The sequence below is a fragment of the Streptomyces sp. NPDC039423 genome (genome assembly GCF_055598725.1).
On record NZ_JBVKAH010000005.1, the window covers coordinates 105,586 to 131,414 of the forward strand.

Genomic DNA, 25,829 nt, shown 5'->3' on the forward strand with positions numbered 1-25,829 from the left:
AACTTTCAGAGTGCCACTTGCCAAGTGTCCAAGTCGGGAGGAAAGTATTCCGGTGAACCAGTTGGTGAACCAGTTCACGCGGCTGCCGCGCTCCGCCACGGGAGAGGCGACGTACGGCGCCGCTCCCCCATGTGAGGAATCGGTCGTGGCTCCTGGTAACGCGCTCACCCCCCGGCTCATAGCCCCACGACCCCCGATCTCCGCCGATGTCCGCCGCTTCTCGTTCGAACTCGCGGCGAGCCCGGAATCGGTCGCCAGGGCCAGGCACCTCGTCGAGGAACGGCTGGTGCTGTGGGAGGTGGACGGCACCGTGTGCGAGTCGGTGACGCTGGTCGTCTCCGAGCTCCTCACCAACGCCGTGGTGCACACGGCGAGCTGCCGGGTGGTCTGCGAACTCCGGGACTGCGGCGAGCGGTTGCGCGTCTCGGTCCAGGACGAGGGGTGCCCGGCCGCCGCGCCGAGGCTGCGGCGGGGCTCACCGGAGGAAGGCGGCCGGGGACTGATGCTCGTGGACGCGGTCAGCAGCGCGTGGGGCGCCCATGACGCGCGGCACGGGGCGGGCCGCGTCGTGTGGGCGGAGCTGGCGCACGGCGGTGGCGGCCTGGCGGACCCGTGCTGAGGACGATGGCCACGCTCCTGTCGGCGCGCGGCCGGCGGGAACCGGCCCGGCGGGGTGGGCCCGAGGGCGAGGTGCGGCTCCCGCTGCCCGCGTCGCTGCCGGCGGCCCTGGGCTGCGACGCGGTGGGCGTACCGGCGCGGTACGGCTTCCGGCTGCTGTCCCGGCTGCCCGGCGACGGATGCGTGTTCGCCGACACCGACTGGTGGTGGTGGATCGTCCCGGCCGGCTCGGACGCGGACCTGCGCTGGCCGCTGCCCTCCTGCTACGCGGCGGGGGCGTACGTCCCCGACCGGCGGCCGCGGCTGATCCACCGGCCGGGCACGACGTCGCCGTACACCCCGCCCATCCCGCTCTACCTCATGATCTGCCAGCTCACCGGGGTGGCCCCCGCCTGGACCGTTCCGGGCGTCGGCACCCGTCTCTGACCCACCTGACCGCCGTGGCCCAGCCATGGCGGCCGGCTCGCGCGGCCCCGGCTGGGGGGCCGGGCCGCGCGAGCCGCGGGTGTCCTTCCCGCGCCTTCCGTTCCGACCGTCGCCCCCGGGTGCCCGTGCCCGGGGGCTTCGCCGTGCCTGCCGTACGCCGGGCCGGGGCCCGGCGCGGGCCGTGCGGGAGGGGGGCCGGCGCCCGGTGGGTGGCGGCAGGGGGTGGGGGGCGGGGGGTGACAAGGGTTTTCCCCGTATCGGGGTCGTGGCCGGTTTCCCTACTGTCTGCCGCACCGGAGGTTCTCGGCCACCTCGATGTCAGGTGCATGTAACGCGAATCCTCCGGTGACGGCCCCGCCCCAGGGGCCGTCGCGTCGGCGGCGGCGCAAGGGGCATACCCGGCCCGGGGTCCACGGACTGCCACCCCCACGGCACGTCCGCGGTCCCCATGCGCCCGCCGCCCGTCGCGCCCTGCACCGTCAGCCGCTCCGGGAGTCGCCGGAGCTGCCCTGAAAGGGAACACCTTGAACGGTTCCAGGCGGAGACTCATATCCGTCGTGGCGGCGAGCGCCACGATCCTCGGCGTGACCACCACCTCCGCGGTGGCCCTCGCCGGAGAGGCCACCCCCACCCCGAAGCCCGCTGCCCCGGCTTCGCAGGCCATGACCCCGGCGGCGCTGCCCAGCGCGCCCGTGGACAAGGTCATCGTCACCTACAAGTCCCGTACCGCCGAGGCCACGTCGAACAGCGCCGCCAAGAGCGACGCCGCGGCGAAGGCCACCGAGACGGGCGAGAAGCTCAGCTTCGAGCGCCGCCTGGCCACCGGCGCCGCGCTGGTCGACCTCGGCGCGGACGCCTCCAAGCAGGACGTCGCGGAGGTCATGGACGCCTTCCGCGCCGACCCGCAGGTCGCCTCCGTGGAGGCCGACCTCCGCGCCTACGCGATGGCCGTCACGCCGAACGACACCGAATACGCCAAGCAGTGGGACCTGTTCGAGCCCACCGGCGGCATGAACGTGCCCGGCGCCTGGGACAAGACCACCGGCAGCGGCGTCACCGTCGCCGTCATCGACACCGGGTACGCCGCGCACAGCGACCTGAGCGCCAACATCGTGCCCGGCTACGACTTCATCTCCAGCTCCGCCGACGCCCGTGACGGCAGCGGCCGCGACGCCGACCCCAAGGACGAGGGCGACTGGAACGCCACCGACGGGGAGTGCGGCACCGGCTCCAAGGCGAGCAACTCCTCCTGGCACGGCACGCACGTCACCGGCACCATCGCCGCGACCACGTCCAACGCCAAGGGCATCGCGGGCATCGCGTACGGGGCGAAGGTCCAGCACGTCCGGGTGCTCGGCAAGTGCGGCGGCGCGTCCTCGGACATCGCCGACGCCATCACCTGGGCCTCCGGCGGCACCGTCCCGGGCATCCCGGCGAACCCGAACCCCGCCAAGGTCATCAACATGAGCCTCGGCGGCGCCAGCTCCACCTGCCCGTCCGTCTACAAGACGGCCATCGACGGCGCCGTCGCGCGCGGCACGACCGTCGTCGTCGCGGCGGGCAACAGCAACGCCAACGCCTCGGGCTTCACCCCCGCCAACTGCGCGGGCGTCATCAACGTGGCGTCCACCAGCCGCGAGGGCAACCGTTCGTACTACTCGAACTACGGCTCCATCATCGACGTCTCGGCCCCGGGCGGTGAGACCCGCCGCGCCACCGACACGCCCGGCACCGTCACCACCCCCGAGAACGGCATCCTCTCCACGCTGAACTCGGGCACCACCACCCAGTCGCTGGAGAACTACAAGCCCTACCAGGGCACGTCGATGGCCGCCCCGCACATCGCCGGCCTCGCCGCGCTGCTGAAGTCGGCCAAGTCGAGCCTGACCCCCGCCGAGATCGAGTCCGCGATCAAGGCCAACGCCCGACCGCTGCCGGGCACCTGCACCGGCGGCTGCGGCACCGGTATCGCGGACGCCGCCAAGACCGTGAACGCCGTGACCGGTACTACCACCCCCGGTACCGGAGCGGCGTTCACCAACAGCACGAACGTGACGATCTCGGACAACGCCACCGTGACGTCCCCGATCGCCGTCACCGGCCGCACCGGCAACGCCCCGGCCGCCCTCAAGGTGGACGTGGACATCAAGCACACCTGGCGCGGAGACCTGGTCGTCGACCTGGTCGCCCCGGACGGCACCGCGTACCGGCTGAAGAACTCCAGCAGCAACGACTCGGCCGACAACGTCCTCGCGACCTACACGGTCGACGCCTCCTCGGAGGTCGCCAACGGCACCTGGAAGCTCCAGGTCCGCGACGTGGCGTCGGGTGACACCGGCTACATCGACTCGTGGAGCCTGACCTTCTGATCCTCCGGCAGGACGTACATCTTCACAGGTCAGGGGCGTGCTCGCGGTACTTCGCCGCGGGCACGCCCGCTTGTGTGTTCGTCCACATACCGGACAGGACACCTGGACTCCCCTGGCCGAGTTCGTATCCTGCGCTCGCGGGACAGAACCGCGAGACGGATCGCGGGCAGGGCGCGGGCAGGGGGTCCGCGCCGGAGGGTGGTGGTCGCAAGTGAGGTCGGCGCCGTACCCCTCCACGCCGTGCGCCCCCATGCCGTACGGCCCCGGGCAGACCGACCGGGCCGCGCCCGTCGGGCGGGACGAACTGCTCGCGCGGCTGGACCGGGTCCTGCTCGCCCGTGGACGGGCGCTGCTCACCGGGCCCCCGGGCGTCGGCAAGACGGAGGTCGCGCAGGCGGCCGCGGAACAGGCCGGGGCGCGCGGCGAGACGGTGGTGTGGCTCGCCCCGCAGCCCGCGGACCAGGGCATGGCCGGGGCGGCGGCGGCCGCGCTCGTCGCCTCCGTGCCCGCCGTCGCGCTCGACGGCCTGCCGGGGCCGCAGCGGGACGCCGTGGCGGTGCTCTGCCGCGAGTCCGCCGCGCCGGCCGTCGGCTGGGACCCCATCGCCCTGCGGCTGGCCATCGCGGGCATCCTGCGCACCCTCGCCGAACGGTCCCCCGTGCTCCTGGTCGTCGACGACGCCCAGCGCATCGACGCCGACAGTGCCGACCTGCTGCGCTTCGCCCTGCATCTCGCCCCGCCCGCCCTGCGGGTGGTCGCCGTCGAGACGCCCGCCCCGTACGCCGGGGGCGGCGCCGACAGCGGGGGCGCGCCCATGCCCCTGTGGGTGGCGTCCGAGGCCGACGTGCTGCTGGTCCCGCCGCTCCAGGCCGACGAGATGGCGGAGCTGCTGGTGCACCACCGGCTGCCGTCCCGGCTCGCGGGCCGCATCCACCGGGCGAGCGGCGGCAACCCGCGCCTGGCCCTGGCGGTCGGCCGGTCGCTGGCCGACGCCACCGCCCCGGTGCACCACGCCGAGGCGCTGCCCCTGTCCGGGCGGGCCCGGGACGTGGCGCGCCGGATGCTGGCGCCCGCCTCCGCCCCCGTACGGGCCACGCTGCTCCTCGCCGCCCTGGCGCTGCGGCCGACCACCGCGCTGCTGCGGCGGGCCGGCCGCCCGACGGCGGAGGCGGAGCTGGCGGCGGCGGAACGCGCCGGGCTGATATCGCTGACCGAGGACGGGACGGTCGCGTTCACGGCCGGGCTGCTGCCCTCCACGCTCGTCCACGACACCTGCTGGACCGAGCGCAGCCGGGGGCACGCCGCGCTCGCCGGGGTGGTGGACGACCCGGTGGAGGCGGTGCGGCACCGGGCGCTCGCCAACGACGTGCCCGACGAGGACCTGGCCGCCGAGGTCGCCGAGGCGGCCGACACCGCGCGGCGGCGCGGCAACAGCGCGCTCGCCGCCGAACTGGCGCTGCTGGCCGCCGAGACCACCCCCGCGGACCTGGGGCGGCGGCGGCTGGAGCGGCTGGTGGACGCGGCCGAGGAGGCCGCCCGGGCAGCCCGGGCGGACCTGGCGATGCGGGCGGCGGCCGACCTGCTCGCCCGGGACGCGACGCCCGCCGACCGGGTCCGCGCGCGGCTCGCCGTGCTGGACACGGCGGGGCAGGGACTGACCGACCTGGACGAGATCTATGTGCACGCCACGGAGGACTCCGAGCACGAGCCGGCGCTGCGCGCCGCGGTGCAGTTGCGGCTGGCGGTGAAGTACGTCCTCGCGGACGGCGATCCGGTGCGGTCCCGGGCGGCGGCGGTCGAGTCGGCGGCGCTGGCCATGTCGGTGGGCGACCGGCACACGGCCGCGCGGGCGCTGACCCAACAGGCCCGGATGGACCGGGTGCTGGGTTCGCCGGACGCCGAGCGGACGCTGGCTGAGGCACGGGCCCTGGAGATGACCGACCGGCCGCTCGGGGTCCACAACACCGCCCAGATCCTGACGATCCGTCACGCCCTGTTCGACGACCGGCTCACCGAGGCCCGTGACCAGTTGTACGCGCTGCTGCCGCTCGTGGAGCGGCGCGGTCCGGTCGAGGACGCGATCGAGCTGTTCCGTACCCTCGCCGAGGTCGAGGCGCGGCGGGGCCAGTGCGCGGCGGCGCTGGCGCACGCCGGGCGGTCGCTCGCCCTGACGCTGGAGGCGGGCCTGTCGCCGGGACCGGCCTGGTACGCGCTGGCGCTGGCCGAGACGGCGGGCGGCAGCTTCGCGCGGGCGGCCGGGTACGCGCGGCGCAGCGTCCGGGCGTCGGAGGAGGAGGGCGACCACGTCTTCCTTTCGCGGAGCCTGTACGCGCTCGGCCGGGTGCAGCTCGTGACCGGGGACGTGGCGGGCGCGCTGGAGACGCTGCGCCGGGTGCGGGACGGGGAGAACGCGCAGTGCACGGTCGACCCGTCGATGCTGCGCTGGCACGAGGAGCTGGCGGAGGCGCTGCTGGCCGGGGACGCCCTGGAGGAGGCCCAGGCGCTGCTGGCCGACGTGGGCCCGGTGGCGGAGCGGCTGGGCCGTACGACGGTGCTGCTGGGCTGCGACCGGGTGTACGCGCTGTGCCTGGCGGCGAGCGGCAAGACGGACGAGGCGGTGGGCCTGCTGGTGGAGACCGCCGAGCGGTTCGCGGGGCTCGGGCTGGTGCTGGAGCAGGGGCGCTGCCTGATCGCCCTGGCGCGGGTGGAGCGGCGGCGGCGCAGACGGTCGGCCGCGCAGGCGGCGATGCAGGCGGCGGCTGCCGTGTTCGAGCGGGCGGGCGCGGTGCCGTGGCTCGGGCTGACCGCCGAGAGCCCGTCCCCCGCCGACTCCTCCCCGGTGCCCGCCGCCGGGAGCGCCCTGTCCCGGCTGACCGACGCCGAGCTGCGGCTGGCCCGGCTGGTCGGGGAGGGGGCGAGCAACCAGGAGGCGGCCGCCAAGCTGTACCTGAGCGTGAAGACGGTCGAGGCGCGGCTGACCCGCATCTACCAGAAACTCGACGTCCGCTCCCGCGCCCAGCTTGCGACGGCGCTCAACGGACCGGCCGCGGGAGTGCGCTGACGGCCGGGACGGGCCGCTCTGCCGGGCTCCTCCGAGCGGCATACGCTGAGAACAGCAGTCGCTCCAACGGCGGGAGGCGTCATGACATTCGTCCAGATCATCGACTGCAGAACCGACCGGGTCGACGAGATGAACCGGTTGCTGGACAGCTGGGCCGAGGCGACCCAGGGCAAGCGGACGGCCACGCACGCGGTGATGGGCCGGGACCGCTCGGACTCCGCGCACGTGCTGGAGATCGTGGAATTCCCCTCCTACGAGGAGGCGATGGAGAATTCGAAGCTGCCCGAGACCGACCGGATCTTCCAGGAGATGACGGCCCTCTGCGACGGTGAACCCACCTTCACGGACCTGGACGTCGTCCGGGACGAGCAGCTCAACAAGCTCGTCGTCCGGAAGTTCGTGGACGAGGTGATCAACCAGGGGGACACCGACGCGGCCGACGCACTGTGCACCCGCGACTACCGGGAGCACGACCCCTCGCTGACCTCGTACGACGTGGACCTGGAGACCGCCAAGGCGGAGAACCGGGAGATCATGGAGGCGTTCCGGCCGCGGTGCACCATCGAGGGGCTGGTCGCTGAGGGTGACACGGTGTGCCTGCGCATGTCGTTCACGGGCCGCCACGTCGGCAGGTACCGGGACATCGAGCCCACCGGCCGGGACGTGTCCGGCACCGGTCACGCGACCTTCCGCTGCACCGGCGGCAGGATCGCGGAGAGCTGGTGGAACGTGGACGACCTCGGGTTGATGCGGCAGCTCGGAGTGGTAGCGGAAGACTGACCCACCCGGCCATGCTGCCGGCCGCGTGGCCCGTACGCGGCCGGCGGGGGCACCACGCGTCGCGGCCCGGGGCCCGTCCCGCGCCGGGCCGGACCGCCCGGCGTGTCCGGCGGGGGCGCGGCCGCCGGTCAGGCGCGGCCGCCGGTCAGGCGCGGCCGCCGGTCAGGACGTCAGCAGCGAGTCGTCCTCCGGGCGGGCGCCCGGCAGTCGGTGACGGGCGGCGACCAGGGCGGTGTCCACGTCCGCGGTGCCGGTGGCGACGCACAGGGTCCGGGCGAGTTCGTCCATGCGCTCCCGGACCTCCGGGGTGCCCGCCTCGGCGTGCAGCACCCTCAGGGTCTCGTACTGCTCGACCAGGTTGTTCAGGACGGCGGGGTGGGCCATCAGCACAGCGGGTCTCCTTCCTCCACGAGCGCCGGATGTCGGCGTGGAGCCCTGCTACCCGGTGATCCGTTCCGCATGCCCGGACGTCCTGGGCTAGCTTCACCCCCATGACCAGCGCCGCGACGCCGTCCTTCGCCGACACGCTCACCACCGCGTCCTCCCCCCTCGTCCTCGACGGGGGCCTGGCCGGCCGGCTGGAGGCCGCCGGGCACGATCTCGGGGACGACCTGTGGTCGGCGCGGCTGCTCGCGGACCGGCCCGAGGCGATCGTGGCGGCGCACCTCGCCTACTACGAGGCGGGCGCGAGCGTGGCGACGACGGCGAGCTACCAGGCCACCTTCGAGGGCTTCGCCCGCCACGGCACCGGGCACGAGCGGGCGGCCGAGCTGCTCGCGCTCGGTGTGGAACTGGGCCGGGAGGCCGCCCGCCGGGCCGCCCCCGGGGCGTCCGGCCGGCCGCTGTGGGTGGCCGCGTCCGCCGGGCCGTACGGCGCGATGCTGGCCGACGGCTCGGAGTACCGGGGCCGGTACGGGCTGGACGTCACCGCGCTGGAGCGGTTCCACCGCCCGCGCCTGGAGGTGCTGGCCGCGGCCCGGCCGGACGTCCTGGCCCTGGAGACCGTGCCGGACGCGGACGAGGCGCGGGCGCTGGTGCGGGCGGTGCGCGGCCTGGGCGTGCCGGCGTGGCTGTCGTACAGCGTCGCCGGTGACCGGACGCGGGCGGGCCAGCCGCTGGAGGAGGCGTTCGCGGTGGTGGCGGCGTCGGAGGAGGTCGTCGCCGTCGGGGTGAACTGCTGCGCCCCGGAGGACGCCGGCCACGCGGTCGCGGTCGCGGCGCGCGTCACGGGCAAGCCGGTGGTGGTGTACCCGAACAGTGGTGAGCGGTGGGACGCCGGGGCCCGTGCCTGGCGCGGCCGTCCGACGTTCACCGCCGGGCGGGCGGAGGGCTGGCGGCGGGCGGGAGCGCGGCTGATCGGCGGCTGCTGCCGGGTCGGGCCGGACATGATCGCGGAGCTGGCGGCGGGGCTGCGCTGAGCCGTCCCGGGGCGGCCGTCACCGGGACGGACCCGGGGACCCGGGACGGGACCGGGGCGGGACCCCGGGGACCGGGACGGGACCGGAGCGGGACCGGAGCGGGGCCCCGGGCGGTCACACCCGGGGCCTGGACAGGTCCCGGTCGGCGGCCTGGAAGGTACGGCGGTACGCGAGCGGGGCGACGCCGATCGCGGCGTGCAGGTGCTGCCGCAGGGACGTGGCGGTGGCGAACCCCACCTCGCCCGCGACCCGGTCCACCGGCAGGTCGGTGGACTCCAGCAACTGCCGCGCCCGGGCGACCCGTTGCTGGATGAGCCACCGTCCGGGGCTCATGCCCACCTCCTCGCCGAACCGGCGGGCGAAGGTCCGGGTGCTCATCCGCGCGTGCCGGGCGAGGTCGGTCAGGGTGAGCGGCAGGTGCAGGTTCTCCAGGGCCCACTGCCGGGTGGCGCCCGTCCCGCTGTCCGACGTCTCGGGCACCGGCTGCTCGATGTACTGGGCCTGGCCGCCGTCCCGCCAGGGTGGCACCACGCAGGCGCGGGCCACCTGGTTGGCCACCTCGCTGCCGTGGTCCTCGCGCACGATGTGCAGGCAGACGTCCACGCCCGAGCCGGCGCCCGCGGAGGTGAGGACGTCCCCGCTGTCGACGAAGAGCACGTCGGGGTCGAGCGCCACATGCGGGTAGAGCCGCCGGAAGTGCGGCACCAGCGACCAGTGCGTGGTGGCGGTCCGCCCGTCGAGCAGGCCCGCCGCGGCCAGCAGGAAGGCCCCGGTGCAGATGGAGACGATCCGGGTGCCCGGGCGGATCCGCGCCAGCGCGGCGGCGGCCGGCGCGGGCGGTTCGGCGGCGATCAGCCCCATGTCGTACGGCGGGATGACCACCGTGTCGGCCGTGGCCAGGGCCTCCGGCCCGTGGTCGACGGTGATCGAGAAGTCCGAGCCGGTGTGCACGGGACGTCCGTCGACGGAGCAGGTGATCACCTCGTACCGGCCGCCGGCGGAGCCGAAGACGCGGTTCGGTATGCCGAGTTCGAAGGGATACACGCCGTCGAGGGCGAGGACGACCACACGATGCATGGCACGATCCTATCGGACCTTGGCAATCGTGCCATTTTCCGGCCGGTCCTCCCCCGGCAGGCTGGTCCGCATGACAACGACAACGACCATGCGCGCGATCAGTCAGGACGTCCTCGGCGGCCCCGAGGTGCTCAAGGAAGTGGAACTGCGGCGCCCCGAGCCGGGCCCGAGCCAGGTACTGGTACGCGTACGCGCGGCGGGGGTCAACCCGACCGACTGGAAGCACCGCGGCGGCCGGATGTTCCTGGGCGACCCGCCCTACGTCCTCGGCTGGGACGTCTCCGGGGTGGTGGAGGCGGTCGGCATGGGCGTGACCCTGTTCAAGCCCGGCGACGAGGTGTTCGGGATGCTGCCGTACCCGTACGGCGTCGGCTCCCACGCCGAGTACGTCACCGGCCCCGCCCGCGCCTTCGCCCGCAAGCCCTCCGGCCTCGACCACGTGCAGGCCGGCGCCCTGCCGCTGGCGGCGCTGACGGCCTACCAGGCGCTCGTCGACACCGCGCGCGTCGAGGCGGGGCAGCGCGTGCTGATCCACGCGGCGGCCGGCGGCGTCGGCCACCTGGCCGTGCAGATCGCCAAGGCGCGCGGGGCGTACGTGATCGGCACCGCCAGCGCGGGGAAGCACGCGTTCCTGAAGGACCTGGGCGCCGACGAGGTGATCGACTACCGGGAGACGGACTTCGCCGAGGAGGTCGGCGACGTCGACGTCGTCCTGGACACCATCGGCGACGAGGACTACCGCGTCCGCTCGCTGCGCACGCTCCGCCGGGGCGGCCTGCTGGTGTCGATCCTGCCGATGGGCGGGGAGGAGCTGGCCGCCCACGCGGAGCGGCACGGCGTCCGCACCGAGCTGCTGCTGGTGGAGGCGGACCACGCGGGCATGAACGCGATCGCCCGGCTGGCCGAGGAGGGCAGGCTGCGGGCGGCGATCGCGGGCACCTTCCCGCTGGCGGACGCCGCCAAGGCCCATGCGCTGGGCGAGACCGGCCGCACCGCCGGCAAGCTGGTCCTCACCGTCGACTGACCCGGCGCCACCGCGCCCTTCCGCCGCCGACCGCGTCCGGCCCCCGCTCGGGGGCCGGACGCGGTCGGCGTGCCCCGTGCCGGTCCGCCCCGGCGTACCCGCCCCCGGAGGCGGCCGGAGAGGCCGCGTGGGCGCGGGCGTGCGACGGGGCGTGACACCTGACCGGCTGGGGCGTTGTCCGGGGCATGGACCGCACGAACACCGAAGAGAAACGCACCTGCTCCCCCGAGCCGCCGACCGTGGGCGTGGTCGTCGCGCGCACCGGGCGGCTGGCGCGGCTGGGCGACCCGCTGGCGTACGCCATGGATCTGCTGGCGCCGAAGCTGCGTGGCCGGCTGCGCCTGGTGGGGCGCGACAGCCGCTCCTCCGCCGCGGGCGCCCGGCGCGCGGTACGGGAGCTGGTGGAGGTGGAGCGGGCGCGGATGGTGCTCACGCTGGCGGGCACGGAGGTACTGCCGGCGGTCGCCGACGCCTGCGAGGAGGCGGGGGTGCCCTGTCTGTCGAGCACGTTCCCGTGGCAGGTGTACGTCCACGGGGGCCGGCCGCGGCGCTGGACGTACCACTTCTGCTGGGGGCTCGACGACATCGCGGAGACCTTCGCCGACCTGTGGGAGGCGGACGGCGGGCCCGGGCGGACGGTCGGGTGCCTGTGGAACGACGGCCCGCAGGGCGGCTGGTCGCGGCACGGGACGCACGGCTTCCTGCCCGCGGCACGCGCGCGCGGCCACCGGCTGCTGGACCCGGCCGGGTACCGGGAGCCGGCCGCCGCGTTCGCCGGGCACGTGACGGCGTTCCGGAATGCGGGCGTGGAGGTCGTCACGAGCGCGGCGACCGGGGAGGACCTCGGGGTGTTCCGCCGGGAGGCCGCCCGGCAGGGACTGCGCCCCCGGATGATCACGTGCTCCCGCTGGCTGGCGTACCCGCCCGCCGGGGACGACGGCGCGGCGGCCGTGGCGAACGTGGCGACGCTCGTCTACTGGACCCCGGCGCACCCCTACCGCTCCTCCCTGGACGGCATGACCGCCGCCGAGCTGGCCGAGGGGTACGAGCGGGCCACCGGCAACCAGTGGCTCCAGCCGCTGGGCCTGGCGTACGCCCTGGTCGAGGTGGCCGCGCACGCCCTGGCGACGGCGGCCGACCCGACGGTTCCCGCGTCCGTGGCGGAGGCGCTCGGCGCGACCCGGCTCCGGACCGTGGCCGGTCCGCTCGACTGGACCTCGGGTCCGGTGCCGCACATCGCGACCGTGCGGCTGTCGGGGGGCCAGTGGCAGCGGGGCCGCCGTCACCCGTACGAGCTGGTGGTGGTCGACAGCCGCCGGGTGGAGGGCCTGCCGGTGGGCGGGGAGCTGCTGCCCGTGGACGCGGACCGGTGACCCGCCGGACGCCCCGCCCACCCCCAAATGTCAACTCGCCGTTGACAGTTGGCGAGTGTCAACCTACGGTTGACACATGACGCAACCAGTCGGCATGACACATCCCGTACGCCTCGACGACCTCATCGAAGCCATCAAGCGGGCGCACGGCGACGCGCTCGAGCAGCTCTCCGGTGCCGTGATCGCCGCGGACCACCTGGGGGACCTGGCGGACCATCTGATCGGCCACTTCGTGGACCAGGCCAGGCGCTCGGGCGCCTCCTGGACGGACATCGGCAAGAGCATGGGCGTCACCCGGCAGGCCGCCCAGAAGCGCTTCGTCCCCAAGGCGGGCGAGGCCGCGGACCTGGACCCCGCCCAGGGCTTCAGCCGCTTCACCGACCGCGCCCGCAACGTGGTGATGGCCTCGCAGAACGAGGCCCACGCGGCGGAGAACGACGAGATCCGCCCCGCGCACCTGGTCCTCGGGCTGCTGCACGAGCCCGAGGGGCTCGCCGCCCGGGCGATCGTCGCCCAAGGGGTCCTGCTGGACACCGTCCGGCAGGAGGCGGCCGCGACCCTGCCGCCGAAGGCGGACGCGGTACCCGATCTCGTTCCGTTCGACGCGGGCGCGAAGAAGGTCCTGGAACTGACCTTCCGCGAGGCCCTGCTGCTGGGCCACAACTACGTCGGGACCGAGCACATCCTGCTCGCGCTGCTGGAGTTCGAGGACGGGCGGGGCGTCCTCACCGGCCTGGGCATCGACAAGGCCACCACCGCCGCCCATGTGACGGCCGCCGCGGCGGCGGCCGCGCGGGCGGCGCGGGAAGCGCTGGACGCGACGGAGGACTAGGTCGGGTCGGCGACGTCCCGGCCGGCCGCCCGGCCGGAGGACCGCCGACGGCCGGGGCCCGTGGCGCGGGAACACGGTGGCCGGGATCCGCGCCCGGCCACCGGCTCCCGCCGCGCGGGCCCTATCCTCGTCCGGGCAGCGGCTGGAAGGAGCGGCGATGCGCGTCGCGCTGTTCGTCACCTGCGTCAACGACGCGGTGTACCCCTCGACCGGGATCGCCACGGTGCGCCTCCTCGAACGCCTGGGCGTGGAGGTGGACTTCCCGGCGGCCCAGACCTGCTGCGGCCAGCCCCAGTACAACACCGGTTACCGCCCGGAGGCCCGGCGGCTGGCGCGCCGCACGGCCGGTGCCTTCGAGGGCCACACGTACGTCGTCACCCCCTCGGCCTCGTGCGCGGCCATGGTGCGCGACCACTACGCCCGGCTCGGCGAACCGGACCTGGCACCCCGGACGTACGAGCTGACGGAGTTCCTGGTGGACGTCCTGGGCGTGACGGACGTCGGGGCGTACTTCCCGCACCGGGTGACCTACCACCCGTCGTGCCACGGGCTGCGGCTGCTGGGGCTCGGCGACCGGCCGCGCCGGCTGCTGGAGACCGTCCGGGGCCTCGAACTGGTCGAACTGCCCGGCGCCGAGGAGTGCTGCGGCTTCGGCGGGACGTTCGCGGTGAAGAACCCGGCGGTGTCGGTCGCGATGGGCCGCGACAAGGTGCGCCACGCCGTGGGCACCGGGGCGGACGTGCTGTGCGGCGGGGACAACTCGTGCCTGATGCACATCGACGGCGTCCTCCGGCGCGAGGGCGAGCGGATGCGGGCGCTGCACATCGCCGAGATCCTGGCCGCCACGGAGGAGGAGCAACCGCGATGAGCGGAACGTACCTGGGCATGCCCGCCTTCCCGAGGGCGGCCGCCGACGCGGTGGCCGATCCGGTGCTGCGGGCCAACCTGCGGCACGCCACGCACACCATCCGCGAGAAACGGGCACGGGCGGTCGCCGAACTGGACGACTGGGCGCTGCTGCGCGAGGCGGGGAAACGGATCAAGGACCGGACACTGCGCCACCTGGACACCCATCTGCTGCGGCTCGAGGAGGCCGTCACGGCGGCCGGGGGCACGGTCCACTGGGCGGAGGACGCCGCGGAGGCCAACCGGATCGTGACCTCGCTGGTGCGGGCGACCGGTGAACGGGAGGTCGTGAAGGTCAAGTCGATGGCCACCCAGGAGATCGGCCTCAACGAGGCGCTGGAGGCCGAGGGCATCGCCGCGTACGAGACGGACCTCGCCGAACTGATCGTGCAGCTCGGCGAGGACCGGCCCTCGCACATCCTGGTCCCGGCGATCCACCGCAACCGCGGGGAGATCCGGGACGTGTTCCGCGACCGGATGGCCGACTGGGGCCGCCCGGCGCCGGAGGGCTTGACCGACGCCCCCGCCGACCTGGCCGAGGCGGCCCGGCTGCACCTGCGGGAGAAGTTCCTGCGGGCCAAGGTGGGGATCTCCGGGGCGAACTTCATGGTCGCCGAGACCGGCACGCTGGTGGTGGTCGAGTCGGAGGGCAACGGGCGGATGTGCCTGACCCTGCCGGAGACCCTGATCTCGGTCGTCGGGATCGAGAAGGTGGTGCCGTCCTGGCGGGACCTGGAGGTGTTCCTCCAGACGCTGCCGCGCTCGTCGACGGCCGAGCGGATGAACCCGTACACCAGCATGTGGACGGGGACGACGGACGCGGACGGGCCGCGCGCCTTCCACCTGGTCCTGCTGGACAACGGCCGCACATCGGCGCTCGCCGACGAGGTGGGCCGCCAGGCGCTGCGCTGCATCCGCTGCTCGGCCTGCCTGAACGTGTGCCCGGTGTACGAGCGGGCCGGCGGCCACGCGTACGGCTCGGTCTACCCGGGTCCGATCGGCGCCATCCTCACGCCCCAACTGCGCGGCACGGCCAGTGAGATCGACGCCTCGCTGCCGTACGCCTCGTCGCTGTGCGGGGCGTGCTACGAGGTGTGCCCCGTCGCGATCGACATCCCGGAGGTGCTCGTCCACCTTCGCGGCGAGGTCGCCGGGCGGGGCGGCCGTGGGCACCGGGCGGAGCGGGCGGCGGTCGGGGCGGCCACCTGGCTGCTGGACCACCCCGGGGCTCTCGCGGCCGCCGAGCGGGCGGCCTCCGCGGTCCGCGGGGTGCTGCCGTCCCGGCCGCCGGGCGCGGGGGCCTGGACCGACGGGCGTGAGCTGCCCGAGCTGCCGGAACGGTCGTTCCGCGACTGGTGGAGGAGGAACCGCGGATGAGCGCCCGCGAGCGGATCCTGGCCCGGGTCCGGGCGGCCGTGGTGGGCGCGCCGGACGCCCCCGAGCCTGCCCACGACTACCGGGTGAGCCACTCCCCCGAGGACCCGGCGGCCCTGCTGGACCTCCTCCACCACAACCTGGCCGACTACCGGGCGCACGTCCACCGCGCCACGGAGGCCGAACTCCCGGCGCTGGTGGCCCGGTCGCTCGCCGAGCGCGGGGCGGCTTCGGTGGCGGTGCCGCCCGGGCTGCCGGCCGCCTGGCTCTCCGGCACGGGTGCGGAGCTGCGGTACGACACGGCCGCGCGCCCGCTGTCCCCGGACGAACTCGACGCCACCGATGCCGTCGTCACCGCCTGCGCGCTGGCGATCGCCGAGACGGGCACGATCGTGCTGGACGCGTCGGAGGGCCAGGGGCGCCGCGCCCTGAGCCTCGTACCGGACCTGCACGTGTGTGTCGTCCGCGCGCCCGGCCAGGTCGTCGCCTCGCTGCCCCGGGCGCTGCCCAGGCTGACCCCGGCACGGCCGCTGACCTGGATCTCCGGCCCTTCGGCCACCAGCGACATCGAACTCGACCGGGTGGAAGGGGTGCACGGGCCCCGCACGCTGGTCGTCGTCCTCCTCACCGCCGGCTGAGCGGGCGCCGGGCGCGGTGGCGCGCCGGCCGACGGAACGCGTCGCCTCCCCACGCGGGTGCCCGAGGGAACGCGTCGCCTCCCCACGCGGGTGCCCGAGGGGGCGCGGGAGGCGGAGAGTGGGCGGTTGCGCGAGCGGGGGGCGCGCGGACCCGCCGCGCGCTGCGGCGCGACACGCGCACACCCACGCCAATCCGCCATCACTGTACGTCACGCATATTCACTACGCGTGATGACTCCTGGCGAGGAGCGCGCCCGTCCGGTCGGCCGCCCGCCACGTGGATCACCATACGAAAGGGAAAGCAGCCCATGGCAGTCCAGACACGCCCGGCCCCCGCGGAGCCGAAGATCCAGACGCAGGAGCGGATCCAGCTCAGCCTCAGCACCCGCGCGGCGCGCAACCTCGCCACGACCACCAAGTCCGAGCCCCAGATGCAGGAGATCAGCTCGCGCTGGCTGCTGCGCAAGCTGCCCTGGGTCCACGTGCCCGGCGGCACCTACCGGGTCAACCGCCGGCTGTCGTACGCCGTCGGGGACGGCCGGATGACCTTCGTCCAGACCGGCTCCAAGGTGCAGGTCGTCCCGGCGGAACTCGCCGAACTGCCGCTGCTGCGCGGGTTCGGCGACCCCACCGCGCTGGCCGCGATGGCCGACAAGTTCGTCCAGAAGGAGTTCGAGCCCGGCCAGGTCCTGGTCGAGGCGGGCCGCAAGGCCGACCAGGTCGTCCTGATCGCGCACGGCAAGGTCGAGAAGATCGGCAGGGCCAAGTACGACGACGGCGAGACCCGCCTCGGCATGCTCGCCGACGGCGACTCCATCGGCGGCCGCATGCTGGCCGGCGACACCGGCGCGAAGTGGGAGTTCACCGTCCGCGCCGTGACCCGGACCACCGCCCTGGTGCTCTCGCAGACGGCCTACAAGCAGGTCGCTGGCCAGTACGAGACGCTGCGCGACCATGTGCGGAGCCTCACCTCCAACGGGCACAAGCCGACGAACAAGTACGGCGAGGTCGAGATCAGCTTCCTCTCCGGCCACGAGGGCGAGCCGGACCTGCCCACGACGTACGTGGACTACGAACTCGACCCCCGCGAGTACGAGCTGAGCGTCGCCCAGACGGTGCTCAAGGTGCACAGCCGCGTCGCCGACCTCTACAACCAGCCGATGAACCAGACGGAGCAGCAGCTCAAGCTGACCGTCCAGGCGCTGCGCGAGCGCCAGGAGCACGAGCTGGTCAACAACCCGGAGTTCGGGCTGCTGCACAACACGGAGTACGACCAGCGCATCCAGGCCCACTCCGGCGCGCCCACCCCGGACGACCTCGACGACCTGATCAGCATGCGCCGCAACACCCAGTACCTGTTCGCGCACCCGCGCACGATCGCCGCGTTCGGCAAGGAGTGCAACAAGCGGGGCCTGTACATCGGCAGCGTCGACGTCGGCGGCCACCAGATCCCCGCGTGGCGCGGCATCCCGCTCCTGCCGTGCGGGAAGATCCCGATCACCGAGCACCACACGTCCTCGATCATCGCCATGCGCACCGGCGAGGACAACGAGGGTGTCATCGGCCTCTACCAGACGGGTCTGCCGGACGAGTACGAGCCCGGGCTGAACGTCCGCTTCATGGGCATCGACGAGAAGGCGATCATCTCCTACCTCGTCAGCACCTACTACTCGGCCGCCGTCCTGGTCCCCGACGCCGTCGGCATCCTGGAGAACGTCGAGGTCCGGCCCCGTGCCGAGTAGCCGCCCCACCGCGCCCGGCGCGACCCCCCACGGACCGGCAAGGAGTACCCGAGCATGACCACGACCACCTCCGCGGAGGAGGTGCTGCGGACGGACTTCCAGAAGTCCGTCGCCGCGTACTGGAACACCAACCGGCAGGACCCGGTCAACCTGCGGCTCGGTGAGGTCGACGGCCTCTACCACCACCACTACGGCCTGGGCGACTACGACCCCTCCGTCCTGACCGGCCCCGAGGACACCCGCCAGGAGCGGATCGTCCGGGAGCTGCACCGCCTGGAGACCGCGCAGGCCGACGTGCTGCTGGACCACCTGGGCCCCGTCACCGCCGAGGACCGGCTGCTGGACGCCGGCTCCGGGCGCGGCGGCACCGGCTTCATGGCCAACCAGCGCTTCGGCTGCTACGTCGACGGGGTGTCGATCTCCGAGTACCAGGTGGGGTTCGCCAACACCCAGGCCGAGGAGCGCGGCGTCTCCGACCGCGTGCGGTTCCACTTCCGCAACATGCTGGACACCCGCCTGGAGACCGGCTCCCGCCGGGCCGCCTGGACCAACGAGACCACCATGTACGTGGACCTCTTCGAGCTGTACGCGGAGATGTCCCGCGTGCTGCGCCGCGGCGGCCGCTACGTGTGCGTCACCGGCTGCTACAACGACCTCACCGGCGGCCGCTCCAAGGCCGTCAGCCGCATCGACGAGCACTACACCTGCAACATCCACCCGCGCAGCGAGTACTTCAAGGCCATGGCGGCCGCCGGTCTCGTCCCCATCACCGTCGTGGACCTCACCGCCCGGACCATCCCGTACTGGGAGCTGCGTGCCCGGTCCGCGCTGGCCACCGGCATCGAGGAGCCGTTCCTCACGGCGTACCGGGAGGGCAGCTTCCACTACCTGCTGATCGCCGCGGACCGGGTCTGAGGCACCGGGATCCACCGCACGGGTGGGGGAGCGCTCCGAGGCGTACCGTGGGCTGGTAGGCAGCCCACGGTGGCGCACCTGTGAAGGGACGGTGCCTCCCATGCCCGAGAATTCGCTGTTGCGGGGGCGTGCGACCGGTACGCACGCCCATGGACCGTGCCGGGGGGACATCGGCCGTCGTGTGGCCGCCCGCCGGGAGCTGCTCGGCCTGAGCCGGGAGGAGGTCGCCGTCCGGGCCGGCTCGGCGCCCGGGTACATCCAGTACCTGGAGGAACAGCCGGCCACTCCGGGGATCGGCTTCCTGCTGCGGCTGGCGGACGCGCTGGAGACCAGCGTGGTCGAGCTCACCGGCGGCACCGCCGACCTGCCGCCCGGGGTCGGCCACGCCCCGCTCCACCCCGAGCTGGTCGACCTCGACCTGGACGAGTGCCGCACCCTGCTGGGCACGCACGGGGTGGGACACGTGGCCGTGACCACGGAGGAGGGGCCGGCGATCCTGCCGGTGAACTACCTGGTCACGGACGGCGAGGTCGCCTTCCGGGTGGCTCCGGACGCGCTGGCGCCGCTCACCGGCGACAGCCGGATGGCGTTCGAGGTGGACCACATCGACGACGCGCTGTGCCGGGGCTGGAGCGTCCTGGTGGTGGGCACCCCGCACCGGGTCACCGACCCCGAGGCGGTGCGCGGCCTCGACGACCTGGCGTACAGCACGCCGTGGGTCGGCGGACCGGAGGCCTGCTGGGTCGCCGTCACGCCCGCCAGGGTCAGCGGCAGGCGCGTCGACGTGCCCTACGCCCACGTCCAGCACCACCTGTGACGCCCGCCGCGTGACGGCGGCCCCGGTCGGCCTCGCGCGGGGCGGGGTGAGGCCCGGGGGGCCTCAGGCCGGGAGCGGCAGTTCGCGCACCTCGCCCGGCTCGACCGGCACGACGGCCCCGTCGGCCAGTTCGATGGTGATGGGTTCGCTGCCGGAGCCGGGGACGGCGATGTGCAGGTGGCCCGGCGTCATCCGCAGCCGTACGCCCCAGTGGCCCCGGTAGCGGAGGGTGAAGTCGTACTGCGACAGCTCGGGCAGCGGCACCGGGTCGAGGCGGAGTACGCCGTCCCGGGTCTCCAGGCCGGTCAGGCCGCGCTGGACGAGGTCGAGGGTGCCCGCCATGGCGCCCAGGTGGATGCCCTCCCCGGTGGTGCCGCCCTGGAGATCGGCGATGTCCCCCTCCAGGGCCTCCTGGCAGAACCGCCACGCCTCCGAGCGGCGCACCCGGGCCAGGACCCAGCCGTGCACCAGACCGCTCAGCGTCGAGCCGTGGCTGGTGCGGTACAGGTAGTAGTCGACGGTCCGGCGCCACGTCCCGTCGTCCAGCTCGTGGCCCAGCCGGCGCAGCAGGGCACGCAGCTCGGCCGGTGAGAAGAGGTAGCCGAGCATCAGCACGTCGGCCTGCTTGGACGCCTGGTAGCGGTTGACCGAGTCGCCCTCCGCCTCCAGGATCCGGTCGAGCCGGCGGATGTCCCCGTAGCGCCGGCGGCACCCCTCCCAGTCGAGCTCGGCCAGGTCGCCGAAGCCCTCGAACTGGCTGATCACGCCCCGGTGGAAGGGGACGTGAAGCTTGCGCGAGACGTCCTCCCACAGTTCCAGTTCGCTGTGGTGCAGCTCGGTGCGCTCGGCCAGTTCGCGCCGGCGCGGTTCGGGCAGGTCGCGCAGCAGCCGGAGGGTGCGGGCCAGCACCCAGGTGGCCGTGACGTTGGTGTACGCGTTGTCGTCGAGCCCCGGGTGGTCGGCGTCCGGGTAGGCGTCGTGGTACTCGTCCGGGCCCAGCACGCCCCGGATGCGGTAGCGGCCGGTGCCGGGGTCCCAGGCGGCGCGGCAGGCCCAGAAGCGGGCGATCTGGAGCAGCATCTCCGCGCCCTTGGTGTGCAGGAACTCGGTGTCGCCGCTGGCCTCGCAGTACTGCCACACGTTGTACGCGATGGCCGAGCCGACGTGGTGCTGGAGGTGCGAGTGGTCGGGCAGCCAGCGGCCGGAGCGCGGGTTGAGGTGGAGGAGCTGGGTCTCCTCGCGGCCGTCGCTGCCGCTCTGCCAGGGGTACATGGCCCCGGTGCAGCCCGCGTCGCGGGCGGTGAAGCGGGCCCGCTCCAGCCGCCGGTGCCGGTAGGTGAGCAGGGCCCGGGACACCTCGGGGAAGTGCAGGTTCAGGTAGGGCAGGACGAACAGCTCGTCCCAGAAGACGTGCCCGCGGTACGACTCGCCGTGCAGGCCCCGGGCCGGGACGCCGACGTCCAGGTCGGCGGTGTGCGGGGAGAGCGTCTGGAGGACGTGGAACAGGTGGAGGCGCAGGATGCGGCCCGCCTCGTCCGGAACGTCCAGGGCGGCGCGCCGCCATAGCTGCCGCCAGGCCGCGCGGTGGGAGGCCAGCAGCGCCTCGAAGCCCGGGGCGCGGCGCACCCGGTCGACGGCGGCGTGCAGCGGGTCGCTGATGGCCGCGTCCCGGGAGGTGTGCAGGGCGACGGTCTTGTCGACGACGACCGTGCCGCCGGGCCGCAGCTCCAGGCGGAGGCACTGGTCGACGCGGCGGTCGGCGTGGCGGACCGTGCGTGTGGTGTCCTCGGCGCCCGTGGTGGTCGTGCGGGCCGCCAGGCCGACACGGATGTCGGAGGTACGGGTGCGGCAGCGCAGCCACACCGTGTCGGCGGAGGCGTCGCCGGTGTGCCCGTGGGTGAGGTGGCGGGAGGCGAGCTGGCCGTAGCGGGCCACCCCCGTGTTGGCGACGTTCCCGTCCAGACCGGCCTCGACCTCCAGCGTCCCGGCCCAGTTCTCGGCCGTGAACTCGGTGCGCAGCGCGGCCAGGTGCGGGGAGGCCATGTGCACCAGCCGGGTCTGGCGCACCGCCAGTCGCCGGCCGTCGTCGTCCTCGTAGCGCACCAGGCGCTCCAGGGTGCCGGCGCGCAGGTCGAGCGTCTGGCGGTGGTCGATGAGCTGGTCGCTGTCGGGGCCCAGCCAGGCGCCGGGCTCCGCGGGGTCGCCGACGCGGTAGCGGAGGGGCAGCCAGTTGGGCAGGTTGACCATGTCCTCGTTCTCGACCGTGCGGCCTGCCACGTCGGAGGTGAGGCGGTTGTAGCAGCCCGCCACGTACGTGCCGGGGTAGTGGACCCCGTCGGCGGAACACTCGGGGGCGGCCCCGCGGGTGGCGAAGTAGCCGTTGCCGAGGGTGCACAGGGACTCCCGGAGGCGTTCCCCGGCGGGCGCGTAGCCCTCGTACTCCCAGGTCCAGTCCGTCACGACGGCACTCCTTCACGGGGGGCCGGCAGCAGTTCCGCGAGGTCGTGCACCACGAGGTCGGCGCCCGCGCGCCGCAGCGCGTCCCCGGTGGTGGGGCCTGCCGCGCGGTCGACGCCCACGACGAGGCCGAAGCCGCCGCGCCGCCCCGCCTCGACACCCGCGAGGGCGTCCTCGGCCACCGCGCACCGGGCGGGCGGCACGGCGAGCCGGCGGGCGGCCTCCAGGAAGAGCGCGGGGTCGGGTTTGCCGGGCAGCCTCAGCCGGGCCGCCTCGTCGCCGTCGACGCACACGTCGAACAGGTCCGCCACCCGCGCGGCGGCCAGCACCTCGCGGGCGTGGCGGGACGCGGAGACGGCGGCGACCGGGACGCCGGCGCCGCGCAGCGCGCGCACCAGCCGCACGGTGCCGGGGAAGGTGCGTACGCCCCGCTCCCGGAGCAGTTCGGTGAACAGCCGTTCCTTCTCCGCGGCGACCGCCCGGACCGTCGCGGGCGACGGAGCGGTGCCGCGGGCGGCGAGGAAGGCGGCGGCGCCGTCGAGGCGGGACTTCCCGTCCACGTACCGGAGGTAGTCCGCCACCTCGTCGAACGGCGCGAACCGCGGGTCGCCGGCGGGTGCGGCGGCCGGCCGCGGGGCGTCATGCGGGGCGGGCGGCCGGGGGGACGGCGGTGTGGCGGCGGGCCGGGGGGCGCGGGCGCGCAGATGGGCGTCGAAGGCCGCCTTCCAGGCCGCGGCGTGCACCCGGGCCGTGTCGGTGATCACGCCGTCGGTGTCGAACACCACGGCACGCGTCGCCCACAGCCGGTGGGCGGGAGCCAGATCCGTCATGGGCGGTCCTCCAGCGTCGTGCTCCGGACCTCGGCGGGTTCCCGGCCAGGGCCGGCGTACGCCGGGATCGGTCACCATCCGTCACCCGGAAGTGGAACCCCACCGGTCTCTTGATCCTCTTCCCTCCCAGCAGCGCGCGCAGTCAGCCGGAGAAGACGAGACAGGAAGGGGTGCCGCCGGATGGCCCATCCGCCGTACGGTCCGCGGCCGCCCCTCGGGGAAAGGCAGTCATGTTCAGCAAGGCACTCGCGCCGGAGTACCAGGGCGCGCTCAGCGCGCTGTCGGTGAATTCCTCGCTCACGGACGTGCTGGCCGCGGCGACCGATCAGCTGGTCGCCGCCCGGCGCGCGGGGGACGCCCATGAGATGGCGCGGGCCGCGCTCGCGGTGGCGGAGGCGCACCGCCGGCTCGGCCACGTGGAATCGGCGGACCTGGCGTGGAAGACGAGCTACCGCACGGCCCGCTCCGCCGGGGACGTACCGGCGATGGCGTGGGCACTGTGGAGCGGTGGCACGCTGGCCCGGCAACGGGGGGCGCTCAGGCTCGCCTTCCGGCTGCTGCGGTACGCGGCTGACCTGGGCAAACAGGGCGGTGACATCGTCGCCCAGGGCTACTCGCTGGCCGGGCTCGCGGAGACCGGCCGTATCCAGGGCGACTACGAGGCCGTCGGCGCGCTCCACGACGAGCTGCTCGCCGAGGCACGCCGGCGGGGCGAGGCGCGGCACACGGTGTGGGCCCTGGAGGGCATCGCGCAGATGCACCGCAACAGCGGGCGGTACGACACGGCGTACGCGCTGTTCGAGGAGGCCGCGGAGATAGCCGCCGCCGCCGACGACCGGCGCGGTCACGCCTGGGCGCTGCGGGGGCTGGCGGACATCGTCTCGGTACGGGACGGCGACACCGCCCGGGCGCTGGAGCTCCTCGGCCGGGCGGAGGCGGGCTGCCGGTCGATGGACCTGACGAGCGCCCTGGCCTACAACCACAAGATGCGGGCCAACGTGCTGTACCGGGCGGGGCGGTACGCGGAGGCGCTGGAGACGTACGAGCAGGCGCTGGCGGAGTTCCGCGGGATGGACGAGCCGCGCGGCGAGGCGCTGTCCCGGCTGGGTGCCGTCAAGGCGCGCGCCCGCCTCGGCGCGGATCCCGCCCGTACCGCCGCCGAGCTGGCCGGCCTGCGGGTCGTGCTGGACCGCATGGGCCTCCGCCACGCCCGGGCGATGGTCGACAAGGCCCACGCCGAACTCGGCCTGACGCCGGTGGCGGCGGGAGGACCGGAACCGGCGGCGGCCTCGGTGCCGGGGCAGGCGGCGGTGCCGGCTCCGCGGGAGGCCCGACGATGACGCTCACGAGCGGGGCCGTGACCAAAGCCGCCGCACCCGGGCCGCGGGTCGCCGGCGCGGAGCCGGCGGAGGGCGCGGGGCCGGCGGCGGCGGAGGTGCTGGCGCGCTGCCGGGACATGGTGGAGCCGGTGCTGCGGGCCCGGGTCGCGGGGATGCACGCGTGGCCCGCCGAGATGGCCGGGTACGCCTTCGGGTGGTGCGAGCACGGCGGTGAGCCGCGTACCGGATCGTCCGGGAAGGGGGTGCGGCAGGCGCTGGCCGTGCTGTGCGCCGAGGCGGCGGGGGCCCCGGCGGAGGCGGCCGTCGACGGTGCCGTGGCGGTGGAACTGGTCCACACGTTCTCCCTCCTCCACGACGACATCATGGACGGCGACGAGACCCGGCGGCAGCGCCCGGCGGCGTGGAAGGCGTATGGCACGGGGCCGGCCGTGCTGGCCGGGGACGCGCTGTTCGCGCTGGCCTTCGAGGTCCTGGCCGGCTCGCCCGGTCCGCACGGCGCGGCCGCGGTGCGGCGGCTGTCCCGGGACCTGGCGGACCTGGTGGACGGGCAGGCCGAGGACCTGCTGTTCGAGGGGCGGCCGTGGACCGGCCCTGGCGCCGTGCCGGTCGGCGCGTACCTGCGCATGGCCGAGCACAAGACGGGTGCCCTGCTCGGCTGCGCGGCCGCGCTGGGCGCCCTGCTGGCGGGGGCGCCCGCGACGACGGTGGACGCCCTGTCGACGGCGGGGCGGCAGCTCGGCGTCGCCTTCCAGGCGGTCGACGACGTGCTGGGACTGTGGGGCGACCCGGCGTCGACGGGCAAGCCGGTCCACGGTGACCTGCGGCGCCGCAAGAAGACCCTGCCGGTGCTGGCCGCCCTCGCCGCGGGCACCCCGGCGTCCGGGCGGCTGGCCGCCCTGCTCTCCGTACCCGGGCCGCTGGAAGGGGCGGAGCTGCGGCGGGCGGCGGACCTGGTCGAGGAGGCGGGTGGCCGCGAGGCGGCGATGGCGGAGGCGCGCGGGCGCCTCGACCTGGCGCGGGCGGCCCTGTGCGGCGTCCCGCTGGCGCCGGAGCCGGCCGGCCGTCTGCTGGCGCTGCTGCCGTACGTGGTGGGCCGCGTCGTGTGACGCCCGGCCCCCGGGCAACGGCCCCGCCGGGGGCCGCGGCACCGGTGCGCCGGCGGGCCGCCGGTGCCGCGTTCCGGCGCGGGCATCCGTTTTGAGGCAATGTCAGCGAATCTGCACACCGAATGTACAGGCGTCACACCGCCTCCCACGGGTCCTCATGACAGCGGCCAGGCGGCCCGGCCGTTGGTACCGGAATGTACCGTTCCGAAATGGCCGGGCCGCGGCCGCCGGAAAGGCACCCGGCCGGCCCTGTGAAGAAGCTGCCACCAAGCCGTGGACGCACCTGCACATCGAGGTAATTCGGCACCGGCGGAACGCCGTTGCGGGTACCCGCCGGATTGGCTGAGCAACACGCCCCCGTGCTTTGATCCATCGCACTGCGGCGGTCGCACAAAGGCTCGCTCCGTAGTCATTTCGAGTTATCCGTGTGAAGGGAACCTCACAGCATGAACCCCCAGATCCAGACCCAGGAGATCTCCGACGCCGACCTGGACGCCGTGTCCGGCGGTCTGCACAGCGCCGTTGTCGGCGGTGTCGTCGGCACCGCGACCGCCACGCTCGACTCGGTCGCCCCGGTCTCCTCCGTCGCCACCTCGGCCGTCGGTGCGGTCGAGTCCTTCGCCGGCCTCAACACCTCGGCCGTCACGGGTCTCGTCGCCGGTCTCTGAGACCGCGCGAGTGAGCCCCGGGACCATTCCGTTCCGGGGCTCGTCTCGCTGTTCACTT

The 25,829-nt window shown here is 74.6% G+C and carries 22 protein-coding genes; 18 read left to right on the forward strand and 4 right to left on the reverse strand.

What is annotated here, in order from left to right; translation table 11 throughout:
* The first annotated feature begins 145 nt into the window (after positions 1–145).
* From ACZ7LK_RS17750 to ACZ7LK_RS17770, 5 genes are all read left to right on the forward strand, one after another.
* Positions 146–619: an ATP-binding protein gene (locus ACZ7LK_RS17750; RefSeq protein ID WP_392274363.1), complete on the forward strand. Its 474-nt coding sequence runs from the start codon at positions 146–148 to the stop codon at positions 617–619.
* A 5-nt stretch (positions 620–624) separates the two neighbouring features.
* Positions 625–1,044 (forward strand): hypothetical protein, encoded by a 420-nt coding sequence (locus tag ACZ7LK_RS17755; RefSeq protein WP_392273959.1) that lies wholly within the window; start codon positions 625–627, stop codon positions 1,042–1,044.
* Positions 1,045–1,601: 557 nt separating this feature from the next.
* Positions 1,602–3,413, forward strand: a complete 1,812-nt coding sequence (locus tag ACZ7LK_RS17760; RefSeq protein ID WP_471142216.1) for a S8 family peptidase — start codon at positions 1,602–1,604, stop codon at positions 3,411–3,413.
* A 250-nt stretch (positions 3,414–3,663) separates the two neighbouring features.
* Entirely contained in the window at positions 3,664–6,474 is a 2,811-nt protein-coding gene (locus ACZ7LK_RS17765; protein WP_469465092.1) for a helix-turn-helix transcriptional regulator, read from the forward strand.
* An 81-nt stretch (positions 6,475–6,555) separates the two neighbouring features.
* A complete protein-coding gene (locus ACZ7LK_RS17770) occupies positions 6,556–7,254 on the forward strand; it encodes an ester cyclase (protein WP_471141720.1) in 699 nt (232 codons plus the stop codon).
* A gap of 162 nt (positions 7,255–7,416) precedes the next feature.
* On the opposite strand, the gene ACZ7LK_RS17775 is transcribed toward ACZ7LK_RS17770, so the two are convergent.
* Positions 7,417–7,644, reverse strand: coding sequence for a DUF5133 domain-containing protein (locus tag ACZ7LK_RS17775; protein ID WP_392273961.1), 228 nt, complete (start codon positions 7,642–7,644; stop codon positions 7,417–7,419).
* Between the two features lie 101 nt (positions 7,645–7,745).
* Here ACZ7LK_RS17775 and mmuM point away from each other — a divergent pair, with 101 nt between their 5' ends.
* Positions 7,746–8,672 carry a homocysteine S-methyltransferase gene (gene mmuM / locus ACZ7LK_RS17780; RefSeq protein ID WP_471141724.1) on the forward strand — a complete coding sequence of 309 codons (927 nt, stop codon included), beginning with the start codon at positions 7,746–7,748 and terminating at the stop codon, positions 8,670–8,672.
* Between the two features lie 114 nt (positions 8,673–8,786).
* On the opposite strand, the gene ACZ7LK_RS17785 is transcribed toward mmuM, so the two are convergent.
* On the reverse strand, positions 8,787–9,749 hold the full coding sequence (locus ACZ7LK_RS17785; RefSeq protein ID WP_469465085.1) for a GlxA family transcriptional regulator: 963 nt from the start codon (positions 9,747–9,749) through the stop codon (positions 8,787–8,789).
* Positions 9,750–9,819: 70 nt separating this feature from the next.
* Between ACZ7LK_RS17785 and ACZ7LK_RS17790 the strand changes: the two genes are divergently transcribed.
* The 9 genes from ACZ7LK_RS17790 to ACZ7LK_RS17830 all read left to right on the forward strand — a co-directional run bounded on the left by ACZ7LK_RS17790 (position 9,820) and on the right by ACZ7LK_RS17830 (position 19,370).
* Positions 9,820–10,773: an NADP-dependent oxidoreductase gene (locus ACZ7LK_RS17790; protein ID WP_392273964.1), complete on the forward strand. Its 954-nt coding sequence runs from the start codon at positions 9,820–9,822 to the stop codon at positions 10,771–10,773.
* Positions 10,774–10,958: 185 nt separating this feature from the next.
* Positions 10,959–12,146, forward strand: coding sequence for an ABC transporter substrate-binding protein (locus tag ACZ7LK_RS17795; RefSeq protein WP_471141727.1), 1,188 nt, complete (start codon positions 10,959–10,961; stop codon positions 12,144–12,146).
* Between the two features lie 76 nt (positions 12,147–12,222).
* On the forward strand, positions 12,223–12,978 hold the full coding sequence (locus ACZ7LK_RS17800) for a Clp protease N-terminal domain-containing protein (RefSeq protein ID WP_392273966.1): 756 nt from the start codon (positions 12,223–12,225) through the stop codon (positions 12,976–12,978).
* 157 nt (positions 12,979–13,135) lie between these two features.
* A complete protein-coding gene (locus ACZ7LK_RS17805; protein WP_471141730.1) occupies positions 13,136–13,846 on the forward strand; it encodes a (Fe-S)-binding protein in 711 nt (236 codons plus the stop codon).
* The gene (locus tag ACZ7LK_RS17810; RefSeq protein ID WP_392273968.1) at positions 13,843–15,261 is read left to right on the forward strand and encodes a lactate utilization protein B; all 1,419 of its coding nucleotides are present in this window, start codon (positions 13,843–13,845) and stop codon (positions 15,259–15,261) included. Before ACZ7LK_RS17805 ends, ACZ7LK_RS17810 begins: the two co-directional genes overlap by 4 nt.
* On the forward strand, positions 15,258–15,896 hold the full coding sequence (locus tag ACZ7LK_RS17815; RefSeq protein WP_471141732.1) for a LutC/YkgG family protein: 639 nt from the start codon (positions 15,258–15,260) through the stop codon (positions 15,894–15,896). Before ACZ7LK_RS17810 ends, ACZ7LK_RS17815 begins: the two co-directional genes overlap by 4 nt.
* Positions 15,897–16,204: 308 nt before the next feature.
* On the forward strand, positions 16,205–17,638 hold the full coding sequence (locus ACZ7LK_RS17820; protein WP_392273970.1) for a family 2B encapsulin nanocompartment shell protein: 1,434 nt from the start codon (positions 16,205–16,207) through the stop codon (positions 17,636–17,638).
* A 54-nt stretch (positions 17,639–17,692) separates the two neighbouring features.
* On the forward strand, positions 17,693–18,553 hold the full coding sequence (locus ACZ7LK_RS17825) for a geranyl diphosphate 2-C-methyltransferase (RefSeq protein ID WP_392273971.1): 861 nt from the start codon (positions 17,693–17,695) through the stop codon (positions 18,551–18,553).
* A 100-nt stretch (positions 18,554–18,653) separates the two neighbouring features.
* On the forward strand, positions 18,654–19,370 hold the full coding sequence (locus tag ACZ7LK_RS17830) for a helix-turn-helix domain-containing protein (protein WP_469461635.1): 717 nt from the start codon (positions 18,654–18,656) through the stop codon (positions 19,368–19,370).
* A gap of 63 nt (positions 19,371–19,433) precedes the next feature.
* On the opposite strand, the gene ACZ7LK_RS17835 is transcribed toward ACZ7LK_RS17830, so the two are convergent.
* The gene (locus ACZ7LK_RS17835) at positions 19,434–21,830 is read right to left on the reverse strand and encodes a glycoside hydrolase family 65 protein (RefSeq protein WP_392273973.1); all 2,397 of its coding nucleotides are present in this window, start codon (positions 21,828–21,830) and stop codon (positions 19,434–19,436) included.
* Positions 21,827–22,657, reverse strand: coding sequence for an HAD family hydrolase (locus ACZ7LK_RS17840; RefSeq protein WP_471141737.1), 831 nt, complete (start codon positions 22,655–22,657; stop codon positions 21,827–21,829). Before ACZ7LK_RS17840 ends, ACZ7LK_RS17835 begins: the two co-directional genes overlap by 4 nt.
* Before the next feature lie 230 nt (positions 22,658–22,887).
* Here ACZ7LK_RS17840 and ACZ7LK_RS17845 point away from each other — a divergent pair, with 230 nt between their 5' ends.
* The 3 genes from ACZ7LK_RS17845 (at position 22,888) to ACZ7LK_RS17855 (ending at position 25,771) form a co-directional block, all read left to right on the forward strand.
* Positions 22,888–23,997, forward strand: coding sequence for a tetratricopeptide repeat protein (locus tag ACZ7LK_RS17845; RefSeq protein WP_471141739.1), 1,110 nt, complete (start codon positions 22,888–22,890; stop codon positions 23,995–23,997).
* A gap of 116 nt (positions 23,998–24,113) precedes the next feature.
* Positions 24,114–25,103: a polyprenyl synthetase family protein gene (locus ACZ7LK_RS17850; RefSeq protein WP_471142218.1), complete on the forward strand. Its 990-nt coding sequence runs from the start codon at positions 24,114–24,116 to the stop codon at positions 25,101–25,103.
* A 446-nt stretch (positions 25,104–25,549) separates the two neighbouring features.
* Entirely contained in the window at positions 25,550–25,771 is a 222-nt protein-coding gene (locus tag ACZ7LK_RS17855) for a type A2 lantipeptide (protein ID WP_392273976.1), read from the forward strand.
* Positions 25,772–25,829: the final 58 nt, after the last annotated feature.